Raw genomic sequence first — 16,391 nt, forward strand, 5'->3', positions numbered from 1 at the left:
CGTTTTTCCCTCTCAAGAAATCAGTTTTTCCAGATCATCGAGGGATAGACGTTTGAGGGCCTCCAGGGATTTAGCCAATTCATCCTGAACGGGCGACATTTCGACGCGCAAGGCCTCGATCCGCGCACAGAACGCCTTGAGGGTGTCGGTTTCGAACAGTTCCTTGAGCGGCACCTTGTCGCCCAGACGTTCCTTGATCCGGGTGACCACCAGTGTGGCCAGCAACGAGTGCCCGCCGAGCTGGAAGAAGTTGTCCGCGAGGCCCACGCGCTCGACCTCCAGCACCTCCTGCCAGACCGCCGCCACGTCCCACTGCAGATCGCTCTGCGGCGCCTGATAGTGCTGCTGTGTCGGGCTGTCACCCAGCGCCATCAGCGCCTTGCGATCGAGCTTGCCGTTGGGGGTCAGCGGGATGGCGTCGATCAGGTGCAAGTGCCCCGGCACCATGTGCGCCGGCAAGCACGCGGCGAGTGCGCTGCGCAGGCGTTCGGCCAAGGCCGGTTGCCCGGCCACCGGCTGCGCCGCGACGACGTAGGCATGCAGGTGTTTACCGGCGGCACCGTCCTGAGCGAGCACCACGGCTTCACGGACTTCGCTCTGCTCCAGCAAGCGCGCTTCGATTTCGCTGAGTTCGATACGGAAGCCGCGAATCTTCACCTGATGGTCGGCGCGGCCGATGTACTCGATGTTGTCGTCACTGCCCTGGCGCACCAGATCGCCGGTGCGGTACAGCCGTTCGCCGTTGCTGGCATACGGGTTCGGCACAAAGCGTTCGGCGGTCAGCGCGGCGCGCATCAGGTAGCCACGGGTCACCCCGGCACCGCCCAGGTACAGCTCGGCCGGCACACCTTCCGGCAGTACTTGCAGCTGAGTGTCGAGCAGATAGGCCACGGTGTTTTGCAGCGGCCGGCCGATGTTCGCCTGCCCGTGCGGCGTGCGCAGGGTGAAGGTCGAATAGGTGGTGTCTTCCGAAGGCCCGTAGAGGTCATAGACCTGTTGCACCGACGTGCTCGCGTACAAACTGTCCACCAGACTTTGCTTGAGCGGTTCGCCCGCCAGATTGATGGTCGCCACCGACCGCGGAATCTGCCCGGCCCGTTGCAGCGCGGCAATCGCCGACGGCACGGTGTTGATCAGCGTGACCTGTTCGCGCGCCGGCAGCTCGGCCAGCGCCAGCGCGTTGTCCGCCAGCACCAGGCAACCCCCGCAGGCCAGGGTGACGAAGATTTCCCAGACCGACAAGTCGAAGCAGATCGACGTCGACGCCAGCACGCCACGCAGTTGCTCTTCGCGATAGACCCCGGCCGACCACTGAATCAACGCTGACAGGTTGCCGTGGGTAATGGCCACGCCTTTCGGTTTGCCGGTGGAGCCGGAGGTGTAGATGACGTACGCCAGATTCTGCGCGGTGACATTCGCCAACGGCGCGGTAGCCGGGAGCGCATCCAGTGCGCCCTCTTCCACCAACAGCACCTGCGCGCTCAAGGTTTCAGGCAGCAGCGCCAGTGCGGCCGGCTCGGTAAGCAGCACGGCGGCGCGGCTGTCGTCGAGCATGTGCAGCAAACGCTCCTGCGGGTAATCCGGGTCGAGTGGTACATAGGCGCCACCGGCCTTGAGGATTGCCAACAGGCCGACGAGCATGTCCGGTGTACGACGCATGCACACGCCCACGCGCACTTCCGGCCCCACGCCCAACGCTTGCAGCTTGTGCGCCAGTCGATTGGCCCGGGCATCGAGACTCTGGTAGTCGATGTGTTGCTCGGCAAACACCACAGCCTGCGCGTGTGGCTGACGCTGCACCTGCGCGGCAATGTGTTCCAGCACCGTGCGCGCATCTGGCGCCGTGGCGGCGGCCTTGCCCCACTCGATCGCTGCTTCGCGTTGCGGCGCTGCCAGCAGGTGCAGCGCACCCAGCGGCTGGGTGGCATCGGCGAGGAACTGCCTCAGCAGGCTTTCCAGTTGCGCGCTCAACGCGTTGATCGTCGTCGCAGCGAAACCGGCCCGGTCGTAACTGATGCCCAGGCTCAGCTCACGCCCGGTGACCGCCACCAGCGTCAACGGGTAGTTGGTCTGTTCCTGACGACGGATCGCCGAGAACGTCAAACCGGTAGCCGGGCCCTGTTGCAGGGCTTCGGCCATCGGGTAGTTTTCGAACACCAGGATGCTGTCGAACAGCGCCCCGTTACCCGCACCGGCCCAACGCTGAATGTCGTAAAGCGGGGTGTGCTCATGCTCGCGCAGCGCCAGATTGAGGCCCTGCACCTGTTGCAGCCACTGGCTGACGACGATCTCTGCGGACGGCGCCGCCACCACCGGCAAGGTGTTGATGAACAGACCGATCTGTTGTTCGACGCCCGGCAAGTCGGTCGGACGTCCGGCCACCGTGGCGCCGAAGGCGACGTTGTCCTGCCCGGTGTAACGCTGCAACAGCACCAGCCACGCCGCTTGCACCAGGGTGTTGAGGGTGACTTTCTGCTCGCGGGCGAAACGGTTGAGGTCCGCCGTCAACGCCTCGCTGAAGACGTGCTCGTGATCGGCATAACCTGCGGCAAGCGCTTGCCCGCCCGCCACGGCACTGGCCAGACGTGTCGGCTCGTCGAGATCGGCCAGTGCCGCCGTCCAGAATTCGCGACTGGCCTGCTGATCGCGCTGGCCGAGCCATTCGATGTAATCGCGATAGCGTCCCTGTGACACGGCCGGGGTCATACCGGCGTAGCGTTGCAACACTTCGCCGAACAACTGCGAAGTGCTCCAGCCGTCCATGAGGATGTGATGGCAGGTGTAGATCAGGTGATGCGTGGCCTCGTCCGTGCGCACCAGCGTCACCCGCAACAGCGGCGCCCCGGTCAGGTCGAACCCGCTGGCGAGGTCGTCGCCGGCCAGTTGATCCAGCGCTGTGCCAAGGTCAGCACGACCGCGCCAGTCCTGTGTGCTCCATGGCATCTGCGCAGTTTGACGCACCACTTGCACCGCAGCGGCGGCATCCTGTGGCCAGACAAAAGCCGTACGCAGGATTTCATGGGCATCAACGGTGTGCTGCCAGGCCTGACGGAAGCGCTCGGCGTCGAGATGCTGCACATCGACGCGCAATTGGTTGGTGTACGCCGGACTGTCCGGATCGTTGACGCTGTGGAACAGAATGCCCTGCTGCATCGGCGACAACGGATACAGATCGACGATGTCGCGGGCCGGGATCGGCAGTGCCGACAGTTGTGCCTGAGTCAGCGTTGCCAGGCTGAAGTCCGACGGCGTGACAGCGGCCTCGCCACTGTCGCAGCAATGTTCGATCAAACGTTCCAGCTCGCGACGATAGGCCTCGGCCAGCGCCTCAATGGTTTCTGCGCGATACATGCCGGTGCCGAAGGTCCAGGTCAATTCCAGCTCACCGCCGTAGACCTGACCGTCAACGCTCAGCCAGTTACCCAACGGTGCCGCCGCGTCCTGATTGGCGCCGGTGCTTTCACCACTCGGCACGAACAATGCGCCTTCTTCGGGGTTGAACGCGCCGTCGAACTGGCCAAGATAGTTGAAGGTCACACGCGGCTCAGGCAATGCCTGCAACTCGGCGCAACGGCTCAGGTAACGCAGCACGCCATATCCGATGCCTTTACCCGGCACCGCACGCAGTTGTTCCTTGATTGCGCACAGGGACGCACCTGGCGTCGCCTCAGGTGTCAGGCGCACCGGGAACAGGCTGCTGAACCAGCCGACCGTGCGGCTCAGATCAACATCGTCGAACAGGTCTTCGCGACCGTGTCCTTCAAGCTGCACCAATACCGAAGGCTGCTCGCTCCAGTCGCACAATACCCGCGCCAGTGCGGTCAGCAGCAGGTCGTTGATCTGCGTGCGATACGCCGCCGGCGCCACTTTCAGCAGCTTGTGGGTCAGTGCCTGACTCAAGCGCGAGCTGGCCCGGGCCGCTTGCGCACGCGTCTGGTGCTCTTGCGGGAAGTCTCGCGGCAGCGTTGCGTCGCCCGCCTCCAGGGTCTGGCGCCACCAGGCACCTTCAGCGGCCAACGCCTCGCTCTGCCCGTAACGGTGCAGATGCTCGGCCCAGTTGTGCAGCGAGCTGCTTTTACCCGGCAAGACCAGCGGCGTGCCCGCCGCCAACGCGGCGTAAGCGTGCTGCAGATCTTCCAGCAGAATGCGCCACGACACGCCATCCACCACCAGGTGATGGATGACCAGCAACAGACGTTGTTCAGCGTTCGGCAGGTTCACCAGGACCGCGCGCAGCAAGCGCCCCAGTTGCAGATCCAGGCTGCGCTGGGCTTCATCGGCGAGTGCCGGCAACGACGCCAGACTGTCCAGCTCGCGCACCCACAGCAATTCAGGATCGCGCTGGCTCTGCGGTAATGCCTGCCAGGTATCGCCCGACAGCTGGAAATTCAGCGCCAACGCATCGTGCTGTTCGACCAGTGCCGCCAGTGCTGTGCGCAGATGCGTGGCGTCGAGCGGCGTGGTCGGCTGCAACATCACCGACTGGTTCCAGTGCTGACGCCGGGCAATCTCCATCTCGAAGAACCGCGCCTGAATCGGCAACAACGGCAATGGCCCGCGCGCTGCCGGCGCCGCAGTCGTAGCGGGTTTCGCTTCAATCAGTCTGGCCACCGCGGCCAATTGGCCAATGGTCTGTTTTTCGAACAGTTGCTTGGGGCTCAGCTTGATACCCTGGCGTTTGGCCCGGGCAATGATTTGCAGACTGAGGATCGAATCACCGCCCAGTTCGAAGAAGTTGTCGCTGCTGCCCACGCGCTCCAGCTTGAGCACCTCGGCCCAGATCGCCGCCAGCTTTTCCTCGACCTCACCCACCGGCGCGACGAACTGCTGCGTGACCAGCCCCGGCACCGGCAAGGCGCGCTTGTCGAGTTTGCCGTTGGCGGTCAGCGGCAGTTGCGCCAGCAGCACAATCTGCGCCGGCACCATGTACTCCGGCAGGCACGCCTGCAATTGCTCGCGCAGCCCCTGCGCCTGCAGGCTCACACCCGCCACCGGCACACACCACGCCAGCAGTTGCAGCCGCGCCGGGTCATCATCCAGAGCCAATGCCAACACCGCAGCCTCACTGACGCCATCGAGGCCGAGCAGCACCCGTGCGACTTCCGCCGGTTCCACGCGATAACCGCGCACCTTGACCTGATCGTCGGCGCGGCCGATGAATTCCATGGCCTGTTGACGGTTACGCCGCACGCGGTCGCCGCTGCGGTACACCCGCGAACCCGGCGCGCCGAACGGATCGGGCAGGAAGCGTTCGGCGGTCAATCCGGGCTGGTTCAGATAGCCCAGCGCCACGCTGTCACCACCGATGTACAACTCGCCGGCCACCTGATCAGCGACGCTGTTGAGCACATCGTCGAGCACGTAAACCTGCGCGCCCGTCAGCGCCGTGCCGACCGGAACACAGCGCGCATCGGCCGCCAGTTCGCCAACTTCGTGGGTCAACACACCGACCGTGGTTTCACTCGGCCCGTAGTGGTTGATCACGCGGCAGCCCGGTTTGAGCTGACGCACGCGCTCCACCAGAGCTGGCGAGCAGGCTTCGCCGCCGACGATCAACGCGTGCTGCGGCAACACATCGGCGGCCCGGGCAGCTTGTAACAGAGCGGCCAGATGCCCCGGGACGATTTTCAGCATGCCCACGCGGTGAGTGGCCATGTATTCGGCAAACCGGTCCGGGTCAAAACCCAGTTCTTCCGGCAACACGTGCAACAGGCGCCCGGAACACAACGCGCCGAACAGCACGGTAAAGCCCAGGTCGGCGGCGATGGTCGAGACCAGCGCCATGCTGCTGTCCGGCGTCGGTGCCAGGCGTTCCAGCGCACCGCGCACGTAACTGCCCAGCGCCCCGTGGCTGACCAGCACACCCTTGGGTTGCCCGGTGGAACCGGAGGTGTGAATCACATAGGCCGGTGACTGCGCGAACAGGCTCACGGCCGGGCTGACGTCCGCCATCGCCTGCCATTGCGTGGGTGCGTAAGCGAGCCCCTGACATCCATCCACCGCCAGCGCGGACACCCGCGCATCCCCTTCAGCGCACAGCAGCAGCCGCGCCCCGGCACCGCCGAGCATCTGCTGCAGCCGTGCGTTCGGCGCCTTGACGTCAAGCGGCATGTACACCGCGCCGGCCTTGAAGATCGCCAGCACACAGGTCAGCCAGTCCAGCGAACGCTCCATCAGCACCGCCACCGGCTCACCGATGTTCAGCCCCTGCGCCAGCAGATGATGGGCCAGACGATTGGCCGCCTGATCCAGCGCCTGAAAACTCATGCTCTGATGCAGGTCACGCGCAGCCAGTGCCTCGGGCTGCTGCGCGACTTGTCGATCCCACAGGTGCAACACCGACTGCGCCGGTTCGCCGGGTGCAGCAAGCACCGCTGGCGCCAACGGGGCAACACTGTGCAACGGCGCTTGCGGTGCTTTCAGCAACTCACTGAACAGGCCAAGCAAGGCCGGCACAAAACCGGCGACAGTCTCTGGACGATAGAGGTCGCTGGCATAGGTCATCTGCCCGTGAATCAAGGTGCCGTCATCGGTGATGTCCAGCGCCAGATCGAAGTGGGTGCCGTCCTTGTCCAGCGGGTATTCCGCCACGCTCAGCCCCGGTAGCGTCATCGAGCGTTGCTTCTGCATGCCGACGTTCTGGTTGAACTTGGCCTGGAACAGCGGGTTGTGACCGAGGGTGCGCTCGGCGACCAGTTCGTCCACCAGTTGCTCGAACGGCAACTCCTGATGCGCCTGGGCACCGAACGCCGCTTCGCGCACCCGCGCCAGCAAGTCGGCGAAGCTGCCGCGCTCATCCACTTCGCAACGCAGCACCTGGGTGTTGACGAAGAAACCGATCAGCCCTTCGACTTCGGCGCGGCCACGGTTGGCATTCGGCACGCCAACACGGATGTCGCGCTGCCCCGCGTGGCGCGAGAGGAACAGCGAGAACCCCGCCAGCACCAGCATGAACAGACTGATGCCCTGGCTGCGGGCAAAGGCGTTGAGTTGCAGGGACAACTGCGCGCCGAAATCGAAACTCAGGGTCTGCCCTGCAAAACTTTGCGTCAGGGGCCGGGCGTAGTCCGGCGCCACTTCCAGCAGCGGCTGTTCTTCACCGAGTTGCTGGCGCCAGTACTCGAGTTGCCGCTCGCCCTCGCCGGCTTCCAGCCAGCGTCGCTGCCAGATCGCATAGTCGGCGTATTGCAGCGGCAGAGCGGGCAATTGTGGCTCGCGCGCCAGGCTGAAGGCCTGATAGCACTGGACGAATTCCTTGACCATCACGTCCATCGACCAGCCGTCGGAGACGATGTGGTGCATGCTCACCACCAGCACGAATTGTTCATCGGCTACTGCAAACAGGCTGGCGCGCAGCAACGGCCCGTGGCGCAAATCGAACGGCCGCGCCGTGACGGTTTGTACCTGTTGCGCCAGGGCCGCCTCGCGCTCCGACACCGGCAAACCGGTGAGGTCGATGCGCTCCAGCGCAATGGGTTGCTGATCGAGAATCACCTGATACGGTTGATCGCCATCGGTATGGAACACCGTGCGCAACACTTCATGGCGCATGACCAGATGATCGAAGGAACGTTGCAGCGCCGCTTCGTCCAGGCGCCCGTTCAGACGCAGGCCGGCGGCCATGTTGTACGCGGCGCTCTGCGGTTCGAGCTGCCAGAGAAACAGCAGGCGTTGCTGGGCGAACGACAACGGAATCGGCGTGGCCTCGTGCCGGCTGACCGGCAGCGGCAACAGGCTGAAGTCCTTGCCTTCCTCACGCAGTCTGGCCAGAAACTGTCGACGCTGTTCCAGCGGCAAACCGACGAACCTTTTCGCGATGCGTTCCGCCATGGTGCCGCTCATACTTCCTCTCCTTCCAAAGCATTCATGAACTGATCCATGTCGGACCAGTCGTCGTCCGTTGCACCGCCGGCCTGTTGTGCCAGCAGCGCCGCCAGATCGGTCAGTAACGGTTTTTCGAACAGACTGCGCAGCGGTAACACCACGCCCAATTGAGTCTTGATGCGCGCAATCACTTGCGCGGCCAGCAGCGAATGGCCACCGAGTTCAAAAAAGTGATCATCCAGACCGACCCGCGGCACCTGCAGGACCTCGGCCCAGATCCGCGCCAGACACTGCTCGGTCTCCGTTTGTGGCGCGCGATAGTCGCCCTGCAACTGGCTGGCATCCGGCGCCGGCAAGGCTTTGCGGTCGAGCTTGCCGCTCGGCGTCAGTGGCAGGTTCGGCAACAGCAGCAAGTGCCCCGGCACCATGTAATCCGGCAGATGGCTTTGCAGCGCGGTGCGGATCTGCTGACGGAATGCCGATTGGCTGGCGGCGCCCGCCAGCACGGCCTGCTCGCCAACCACGTAGGCCACCAGTTGCTGACCGCCGCTGAGCGGCACCGCCAGCACCACGGCTTCACGAACGCCCGCGCACTGTTGCAGGCGTGATTCGATTTCGCCCAGCTCGATGCGGAAGCCACGGATCTTCACTTGATGGTCGACCCGGCCGACATATTCCAGCGCACCGTCAGCGCGCAGTCGGGCGCGATCACCGGTGCGATACAGGCGCTGGCCATCAGCAAACGGGTCTGCGATAAAGCGCTCGGCACTGAGCATCGGCTGACGGTGATAACCACGGGCCAGGCCCGGGCCACCGATGTACAACTCACCCACCGCGCCTTGCGGCAACAGGTTCAAGTCATCATCGAGCACGTACAGCCGACGGGCCTCCAGACCGTGGCCGATCGGAATGCCGCGCCACGACACGGCATCCGCCGTCAGCGCCGTGCAGTCATGAATAGTCGAGACGACTGTGGCTTCGGTCGGTCCGTAGGTATTGAGCAAGCGCACATGGCCCAAACCGGCCCGTTGCCACAGGCGCAAACCATCCACCGCCATCGCCTCGCCACCGACGTGAATCTGCCGCAGCGCGCCGAAACCGGCCGGCGGCTGCGCCGCGTATTCCTGCACCAGCCAGTACCAGTAGGCGGCCGGCAGGTCGGCCAGGGTGATGCCGTGATCGACAATCACCTGACGCAACGTCGCGCTGTCCCACAACGGCGCATCACGCAACACCACAGCGGCGCCATGACACAGCGGCGGGAAGAACTGCTCGACGAAACCATCGAAGCTGCTGGTGGCGAATTGCAGGACGCGGTCGCCTTCGCGCAAGTCGCTGTAGTCGATGGCGCGAGCGATGAACTCGCTCAACGCACCGTGACTGACCGCAACACCTTTCGGTCGCCCGGTGGAGCCGGAGGTGTAGATCACATAGGCGAGGTGCTGCGCATCAACCGTCACCGACAGATTGTCGGCGTGGTCACTGTCGTCCAGTTGCTCCAGGCACAGGCAATCGACGCCCCCCAGATCCGGCAGGCTGGCGAGGTTTTCGTGATCGCTCAGCAGCAGTTTCAGGCCGCTGTCATCCAGCACATGGCGCAGGCGTTCGGCCGGGGTTTGCGGGTCCAGCGGCACATAGGCGCCGCCGGCCTTGAGCACGGCCAGCAAGGCCACCGCCAGTTCCAGCGAACGCCCCAACGCCACGCCGACCAGCACGTCCGGCCCGACACCACGTGCACGCAACTGATGCGCCAGGCGATTGCTGCGCGCATTGAGTTCGCTGTAGGTGAGTGACGGTGACGGCGCCGTGGCGAGGCGTACCGCCGCTGCCTGCGGCGTGCGTGCCACTTGCGCCTCGAACAGGGTCTGCACACTGGCGAAAGCGGGTTCGCTCGCAGTGGCCTGAATCAGCTGTGCGCGCTCGACCTGCGCCAGCAGCGCGACGTCGCCGATCAATTGCTGCGGGTCGCGGCAGACGGAAAGCAGAATATTGCGCCAGTGTCCGGCCATCGCGGCGATGGTCGCGGCATCGAAAATATCGGTGGCGTAGGTGAAGGCGGCGAACAGTTGCTCGCCCTCTTCGCGGGTGTCGAGCATCAGGTCGCTGGTGGCGGCATGTTGTCGACCGCTGCCGGCCAGTTGTTCTTCGGTCAGATAGCCGACCTGCAAACCCGACTCCAGTTGCACGTGCTGCAAGTCGGTCACCAGCGGCTGGTGGTTGAACATCACCTGGAACAGGGGGTTGTGGCTTTGGCTGCGCGCCGGTTGCAGGGCTTCGATCAAGGCGTCGAACGGCAACTCCTGATGGACCTGGGCACCGAGGGCGGCTTCACGCAGGCTTTGCAACAGCTCGGCGAAACGGGTTTGCGCGGTGACTTCGCTGCGCAGGATCTGCGTGTTGACGAAGAAGCCGATCAGCCCTTCGGTTTCACTGCGGGTACGGTTGGCAATCAGGCCGCCGACACGAATGTCGGTCTGGCCGCTGTAGCGATGCAACAAGGTCTTGAACGCGGCCAGCAACACCACGAACAGGGTCACGCCCTGACGCTGGGCAAGGCTTTTCAATTCCTGGCGCAGCGCGGCATCGATCACCGTTTCCAGGCGCGCCCCCTGATGACTCGATTGCGCCGGATAAGCACGGTCAGTGGGCAATTCCAGCACCGGATGTTCGTCGCCCAGTTGCCCGCGCCAGTACTCCAGTTGCCGCTCACGCTCACCCGCCTCCAGCCAGCTGCGCTGCCACAGGGCGTAATCGCGGTAGTGCACGGTCAGTGCCGGCAGCGACGGTTCGCGCCCCGCCACCAGCGCGTCGTAGGTGCGCATGAACTCGTCGATAAGAATGTTCATCGACCAGCCATCGGCAATGATGTGATGCAAGGTCAACAGCAACACGTGTTCCTGCTCGGCCAGACGCAGCAGGCGCAGGCTCAGCAGCGGGCCGTGTTCCAGATCGAAGGCCTGACCGGCCTCCGCCATCATGTGCTGCTGCGCCAGCGGCCAGCGCTGGGCTTCAGGCAATGCACTGAGATCGGTGATCGGCAGTTTCAACGGCTGCGGTGCGGCGACGCGCTGGAACGCGCGCTCACCTTCCTGACCGAACGTGGTACGCAAGCACTCGTGCCGCGCCGCCAGCAGACTGAACGCCTGCTCCAGCGCCTGCACATGCAGATCGCCGGTCAGGCGCACCGCCATCGGCAAGTTGTATGCGGCACTGTGCGGGTCCAGTTGCCAGAGAAACCACATCCGCTGCTGGGCATACGAAAGCCCGTCTCGCTCGGCGATCCCGTCACAGGCAGTCATGGGCAGCTGCGCAAAATCGATGCCCTCACGGGCCATGCCGGCGAGGAACAAACGACGTTTGTCCTGTGGCAGTTCGATAAAGCGACGGGCTAGTTTCTGGGCGTCTGCGGCATTCATGCATGGGGTCCTTGCTGATCGGCGGCGTGACCAGGAGACCCGGTCGTATCAACAAGAACGAATGACAAACGCGATGATTTAGCGCGCTGACGCAACAGCGGCTCGACGGTAGATACACAAATGCCGAAGCCGGTACGAGACCGGCTTCGGCAGCTTTACCAACAGGCGCGGAGTTGGCTCAGAGCGGGCCCTGTGAATGCCCCTCGGCCATGGCAACAATCACTTTGCGCGGTCCCTCGAATGGCGAACGCGCGTGCGCCGAGAGCATATTGTCGAGCATCAGCACATCACCTTCCTGCCAGGGGAAACTGATCGCGCATTCATCGAGTACCGCACGAATCTGCGCCAACACCTCATCTTCAATCGCCGAGCCATCGCCGTAATAGACGTTACGCGGCAAGTCCTCTTCGTCGACGATGTCCAGCAGGCTTTCGCGCACTTCCGCTTGCAGGTTGGAAATGTGGAACAGGTGCGCCTGATTGAACCAGACGTTGTCACCGGTCACCGGATGCACCGCCACCGCCTGACAGGTCTGGCGGGTGCGCAATTCACCGTCGTCCTTCCATTCGCAGACGATGCCGTGAGCCTTGCAGTAGGCTTCGACAACTTCGCGATCTTCGGTGTTGAACACATCTTCCCAGGCCACATCCAACCCGTTGCCAAAGTTGCGCACATACATCAGCCCTTTGCTGACGAAGCGCTCGCGAATCGCCGCCGGAATGCGCCGATAGACTTCACGGCTGTCGGCAATCGGCGTCTCGCCACCCGACTTCGCGGCGATCATGCTGTAGAACCAGATCTTCATCGGCCAGTCGCGGGAATAGGCCTGCTCGTTATGCAGCGGAATGCTCTGGTGCGCCGGGTATTCGGTAGAGGTGTACACGCCCTGCGTCACGTTGGTGCGCGGCGTCGAACCGAATTCATAGTTCAACAGCGGATGGCCGAAACTGGCGGCGAACTGACGGAACTGCTCGGCACCGTTCAACCGAAAGCCACGGAACAGCACCCCACCGTCGCGCAGCAGGTGTTCGTCCACCAATTCTTTCAATTCATCGAACACCGCCAACAGGTCAGTGTCCGCATCGGTCGCTTCCACCAACAACGGCAAGCGCCCCCGTTGCGGCAAGAGTGGCCGAACGGAAAATCCCACAGCAACAGCCATGACTGGCCTCCTGTAATCACTCGATAGGTGAACCGTGCGCTAAAACGCCGGTGCCGCGGCCTGCGCATGCCGGCGGTGATGGACTTCCAGATGGGTCTTGATCGTGCGAATGACCCGCGCTTCATGCTCATGAATGAAGAAATGCCCACCGGTCATCATGTCCACGGAAAAGCTGCCCAGGGTTTCCTTGCTCCAGCCAATCAGTTGCTCGGTGGTCGCGCGGTCTTCCTTGCCGCCGAGCACGTGCACCGGGCAATTGAGCAACGGCCGCTGCGCCGGGGTGAAGCGCCCGCACATCATGAAGTCAGCGCGCAACACCGGCAGGGTCAGGCTCATCAGTTCTTTGTTGGCCAATACTTCCTCGCTGGTGCCCTGGAAGGTGCGCAGTTGCTCGATCAATTCTTCATCGCTGCGCGCATCGGCAAAGCCGCGATCGTAGTCACTGCGCATCGTCGGCGCGGCGGTGCCGGAAGCGAACAGCGCCACCGGTTCCGGTGCGCCGAGTTCGCGAAAGGCGTGGGCCATCTCGCAGGCCAGCAGCGCGCCGAGGCTGTGCCCGAACAGCGCATAAGGCGTGTGCAGACCGGGCTTTTGCTCGCGGGCCAGCTGGCGCGCCAGGGCGCGCATGTCGATTTGCAGGGGTTCGTCGAAACGGGCACCGCGCCCGGGCAGTTCTACCGGTTGCAAGTGCAGCCACGACGGCAATTGGCGCCGCCAGCGGCTGTAGACCATGGCGCTGGCGCCCGAATAGGGCAGGCACAGCAGTGTCAGCTTTGTCACCGCGTTTACCTCAATGGGTTATCTGTAAAAGAGAACGGATGAGGCGTCGCGCGAATTAGTCCGCGCTTCGCGAGCAGGCTCGCACAGGGGATTTGTGTGCGTCGCAGCCCCCTTGCAGGAGCGGGCCTGCTCGCGAAGAGGTCAGCCCATTCGACGCAGCATCTTGCGTCGAGTGAACTCTCGTCGCTTACCACCGGTCAGCTAATTAAGCCCTCAACCCAGGCCCCTCCCCTATGCACATTTCTCTCGCCGGTCAGGTAGCCCTCGTCACCGGCGCCAGCTCCGGCATCGGCCACGCCGCCGCCAAGGCCCTGGCCGCCGCCGGGGCTGCGGTGGTCATCAACTACAATCGCCAGGCCGAGCCCGCCGAAGCCCTCGCCCGGCAGATCGTCGCCGACGGTGGCCAGGCCATCGCGATTGGCGCCGATGTGTCGAAGGAAGACGAGGTCGAACGGCTGTTCGCCCAGACCCTCGAGGCCTTCGGCTCGCTGGACATTCTGGTGGCCAACTCGGGTATGCAAAAAGACGCCGCCGCCGTGGACATGAGCCTGGATGACTGGAACGCGGTGATCGGCGTCAACCTCACCGGCCAGTTTCTCTGCGCCCGTGCCGCGTTGCGAATCTTCAATCGCCAGGGCATTCGCCGGGGCGTGTCCCGCGCCGCCGGCAAGATCATTCACGTGAGTTCGGTGCACCAGCGCATTCCGTGGGCCGGGCACGTCAACTATGCGGCGTCCAAGGGCGGCGTCGACCAGTTGATGCAGACCCTCGCCCAGGAAGTCAGCCATCAGCGCATTCGCATCAACGGCATCGCGCCGGGGGCGATCCGCACGGCGATCAACGCGGCGGCCACCGAGGGCGACGCGGCGCAGGCGTTGCTCAAACTGATTCCCTACGGCCGCATCGGCGATGTCGAAGATGTCGCCAACGCGGTGGTATTCCTTGCCTGCGACGCCTCCGACTACATCGTCGGCACTACCCTGTTCATCGACGGCGGCATGAGCCTCTATCCGGAGTTTCGCGGCAATGGCTGAGCATCACCTGGAACGACAAAGCCCGATCGACGCCCACGGCATCATCGGCGACATGCGCACCGCTGCACTGGTCAACGACAAGGGCAGCGTGGATTTTTTCTGCTGGCCGGAGTTCGACAGCCCGTCGATTTTCTGTTCGCTGCTCGACAGCCCTGACGCCGGGATTTTCCAGTTGGCGCCGGACCTGCCCGACGCCCGACGCGAACAGATTTACCTGCCGGACACCAACGTGCTGCAAACCCGCTGGCTCAGTGAACGGGCGGTGGTTGAGGTCACCGACCTGCTGCCGGTGGCCGACAACCAGGACGACCTGCCGCTGTTGATGCGCCGGGTGCGGGTGGTCAGCGGCGAGGCGACCTTCCATGTGCGTTGTGCCGTGCGCCACGACTACGCCCGCGCCAAGACCCGCGCACAGATGGACCGGCAAGCCGTGGTGTTCAGCGCCGAGGGGCAACCGTCGATGCGGCTGACCTCGGATCAAGCGCTGCACATCGAGAACGATGCGGCGCTGGCCTCCTTTACCTTGAAGCACAACGAGCACGCCGAGTTCCTCCTCGGTGGCGCCGACGATCCGCGCTTTGAACAAGGTGCCGCGCAATTGTGCATGGAGCGCACCTTGAGCTTCTGGCGCGGCTGGATCGGCCAGTCCAACTATCGCGGCCGCTGGCGGGAGATGGTCAACCGTTCAGCCCTCGCGCTGAAGCTGCTGACATCGCGCCAGCACGGCGCAATTCTGGCGGCGGCGACCTTCGGTCTGCCGGAAACCCCCGGCGGCGAACGCAACTGGGATTACCGCTACACGTGGATACGCGACGCATCGTTTACCGTTTATGCCTTTATGCGCCTGGGCTTTGTCGACGAAGCCAATGCCTACATGGGCTGGCTGCGTGGGCGGGTCAGCGATTGCTGCGGCCAGCCAACCAAACTCAACATTCTGTATGCCATTGACGGTCGTCAGGAACTGCCCGAAACCGAACTCACTCACCTGTCCGGCCACGGTGGCGCGCAACCGGTGCGTATCGGCAATGGTGCGTATGAGCAGATTCAGCTGGATATCTTTGGCGAATTGATGGACGCGGTGTATCTGGTCAACAAGTATGGCGACGCCATTTCCCACGAAGGCTGGAACCACGTGCGCGAAGTGGTCGATCAAGTGTGTGAGACATGGCAGACCGCTGATGTAGGCATTTGGGAAATGCGCGGTGAACAACATCACTTTCTGCATTCGCGGCTGATGTGTTGGGTGGCGCTGGATCGGGCCATTCGTCTGGCTTCGAAACGCTCGTTGCCGGCGCCGTTTGTGCAATGGGATCAGACCCGGCAGGCGATCTACGCCGATATCTGGGGCAACTTCTGGAATGAGGAGCGCGGGCATTTCGTCCAGTACAAGGGCGGAACGGCGCTGGACGGTTCGATGCTGTTGATGCCGCTGGTGCGCTTTGTCAGCGCCAAGGACCCGCGGTGGCTGTCGACCCTTGAGGCAATCGAAAAGACCTTGGTGCGCGACGGTATGGTTTATCGCTATCGCAACGACGACGCCAACATCGACGGTTTGACCGGCACCGAAGGCGCGTTTGCCGCCTGTTCGTTCTGGTACGTCGAATGCCTGGCCCGCGCCGGCCAGGTGGAAAAGGCCCATCTGGAGTTCGAACAACTGCTGCGCTATGCGAACCCGCTGGGGCTGTACGCCGAAGAGTTCGACAGCAAGGGTCGGCATCTGGGCAACACCCCTCAGGCGCTGACGCATCTGGCACTGATCAGTGCGGCGAGTTTTCTTGATCGGCGTTTGAGTGGGGAAAAGAGTGTTTGGCAGCCGTAATTTCGTCAGTCTCTGTAGGAAATATGCCGAACTTCAGCGCTTCGCCGGACTAACCCCTACACAGAAATAAACAGAATCAGATCCCCTTTGGTGAGGGGATTTATCCCCCGACGGGCTGCGAGGCGGCCCGGCTCTTTGCCCGCTCGTTTCTTCAGCAGCACCGCATTGCATGGCTTTGCGACTGCTGCGCAGCCGATCGGGGATAAATCCCCTCGCCACAGTTTGTGTAGTTTTTTCCGACTTCGTCTAAACAACACTCAGGTAAATCCCTCCCCCGTAACCTGCACTTACACCCTGAAATACCCTGTTGCCAGCTGTTACATCCACCCCTACCATCCACCGCAACGGGCACAGCG

Annotated in this window: 6 protein-coding genes; 2 read left to right on the forward strand and 4 right to left on the reverse strand. The window is 63.6% G+C overall.

Annotated features, from left to right (window positions below):
• Positions 1 to 12 precede the first annotated feature (12 nt).
• From K5Y35_RS25865 to K5Y35_RS25880, 4 genes are all read right to left on the reverse strand, one after another.
• Positions 13 to 7,842 carry a non-ribosomal peptide synthetase gene (locus K5Y35_RS25865; RefSeq protein ID WP_222833308.1) on the reverse strand — a complete coding sequence of 2,610 codons (7,830 nt, stop codon included), beginning with the start codon at positions 7,840 to 7,842 and terminating at the stop codon, positions 13 to 15.
• Positions 7,839 to 11,240 (reverse strand): non-ribosomal peptide synthetase, encoded by a 3,402-nt coding sequence (locus K5Y35_RS25870; RefSeq protein WP_222833309.1) that lies wholly within the window; start codon positions 11,238 to 11,240, stop codon positions 7,839 to 7,841. The genes K5Y35_RS25865 and K5Y35_RS25870 overlap by 4 nt, the downstream gene beginning before the upstream one ends.
• 178 nt (positions 11,241 to 11,418) lie before the next feature.
• Positions 11,419 to 12,402 (reverse strand): TauD/TfdA family dioxygenase, encoded by a 984-nt coding sequence (locus K5Y35_RS25875; RefSeq protein ID WP_095111786.1) that lies wholly within the window; start codon positions 12,400 to 12,402, stop codon positions 11,419 to 11,421.
• Positions 12,403 to 12,441: 39 nt separating this feature from the next.
• On the reverse strand, positions 12,442 to 13,182 hold the full coding sequence (locus K5Y35_RS25880) for a thioesterase II family protein (RefSeq protein ID WP_222833310.1): 741 nt from the start codon (positions 13,180 to 13,182) through the stop codon (positions 12,442 to 12,444).
• A 233-nt stretch (positions 13,183 to 13,415) separates the two neighbouring features.
• Between K5Y35_RS25880 and K5Y35_RS25885 the strand changes: the two genes are divergently transcribed.
• Positions 13,416 to 14,216, forward strand: a complete 801-nt coding sequence (locus K5Y35_RS25885; RefSeq protein ID WP_222833311.1) for a glucose 1-dehydrogenase — start codon at positions 13,416 to 13,418, stop codon at positions 14,214 to 14,216.
• Positions 14,209 to 16,035 (forward strand): glycoside hydrolase family 15 protein, encoded by a 1,827-nt coding sequence (locus tag K5Y35_RS25890; RefSeq protein ID WP_128615316.1) that lies wholly within the window; start codon positions 14,209 to 14,211, stop codon positions 16,033 to 16,035. Before K5Y35_RS25885 ends, K5Y35_RS25890 begins: the two co-directional genes overlap by 8 nt.
• Positions 16,036 to 16,391: the final 356 nt, after the last annotated feature.

The sequence above is a fragment of the Pseudomonas sp. SC3(2021) genome, assembly GCF_019856535.1.
GTDB lineage: Bacteria > Pseudomonadota > Gammaproteobacteria > Pseudomonadales > Pseudomonadaceae > Aquipseudomonas > Aquipseudomonas monsensis.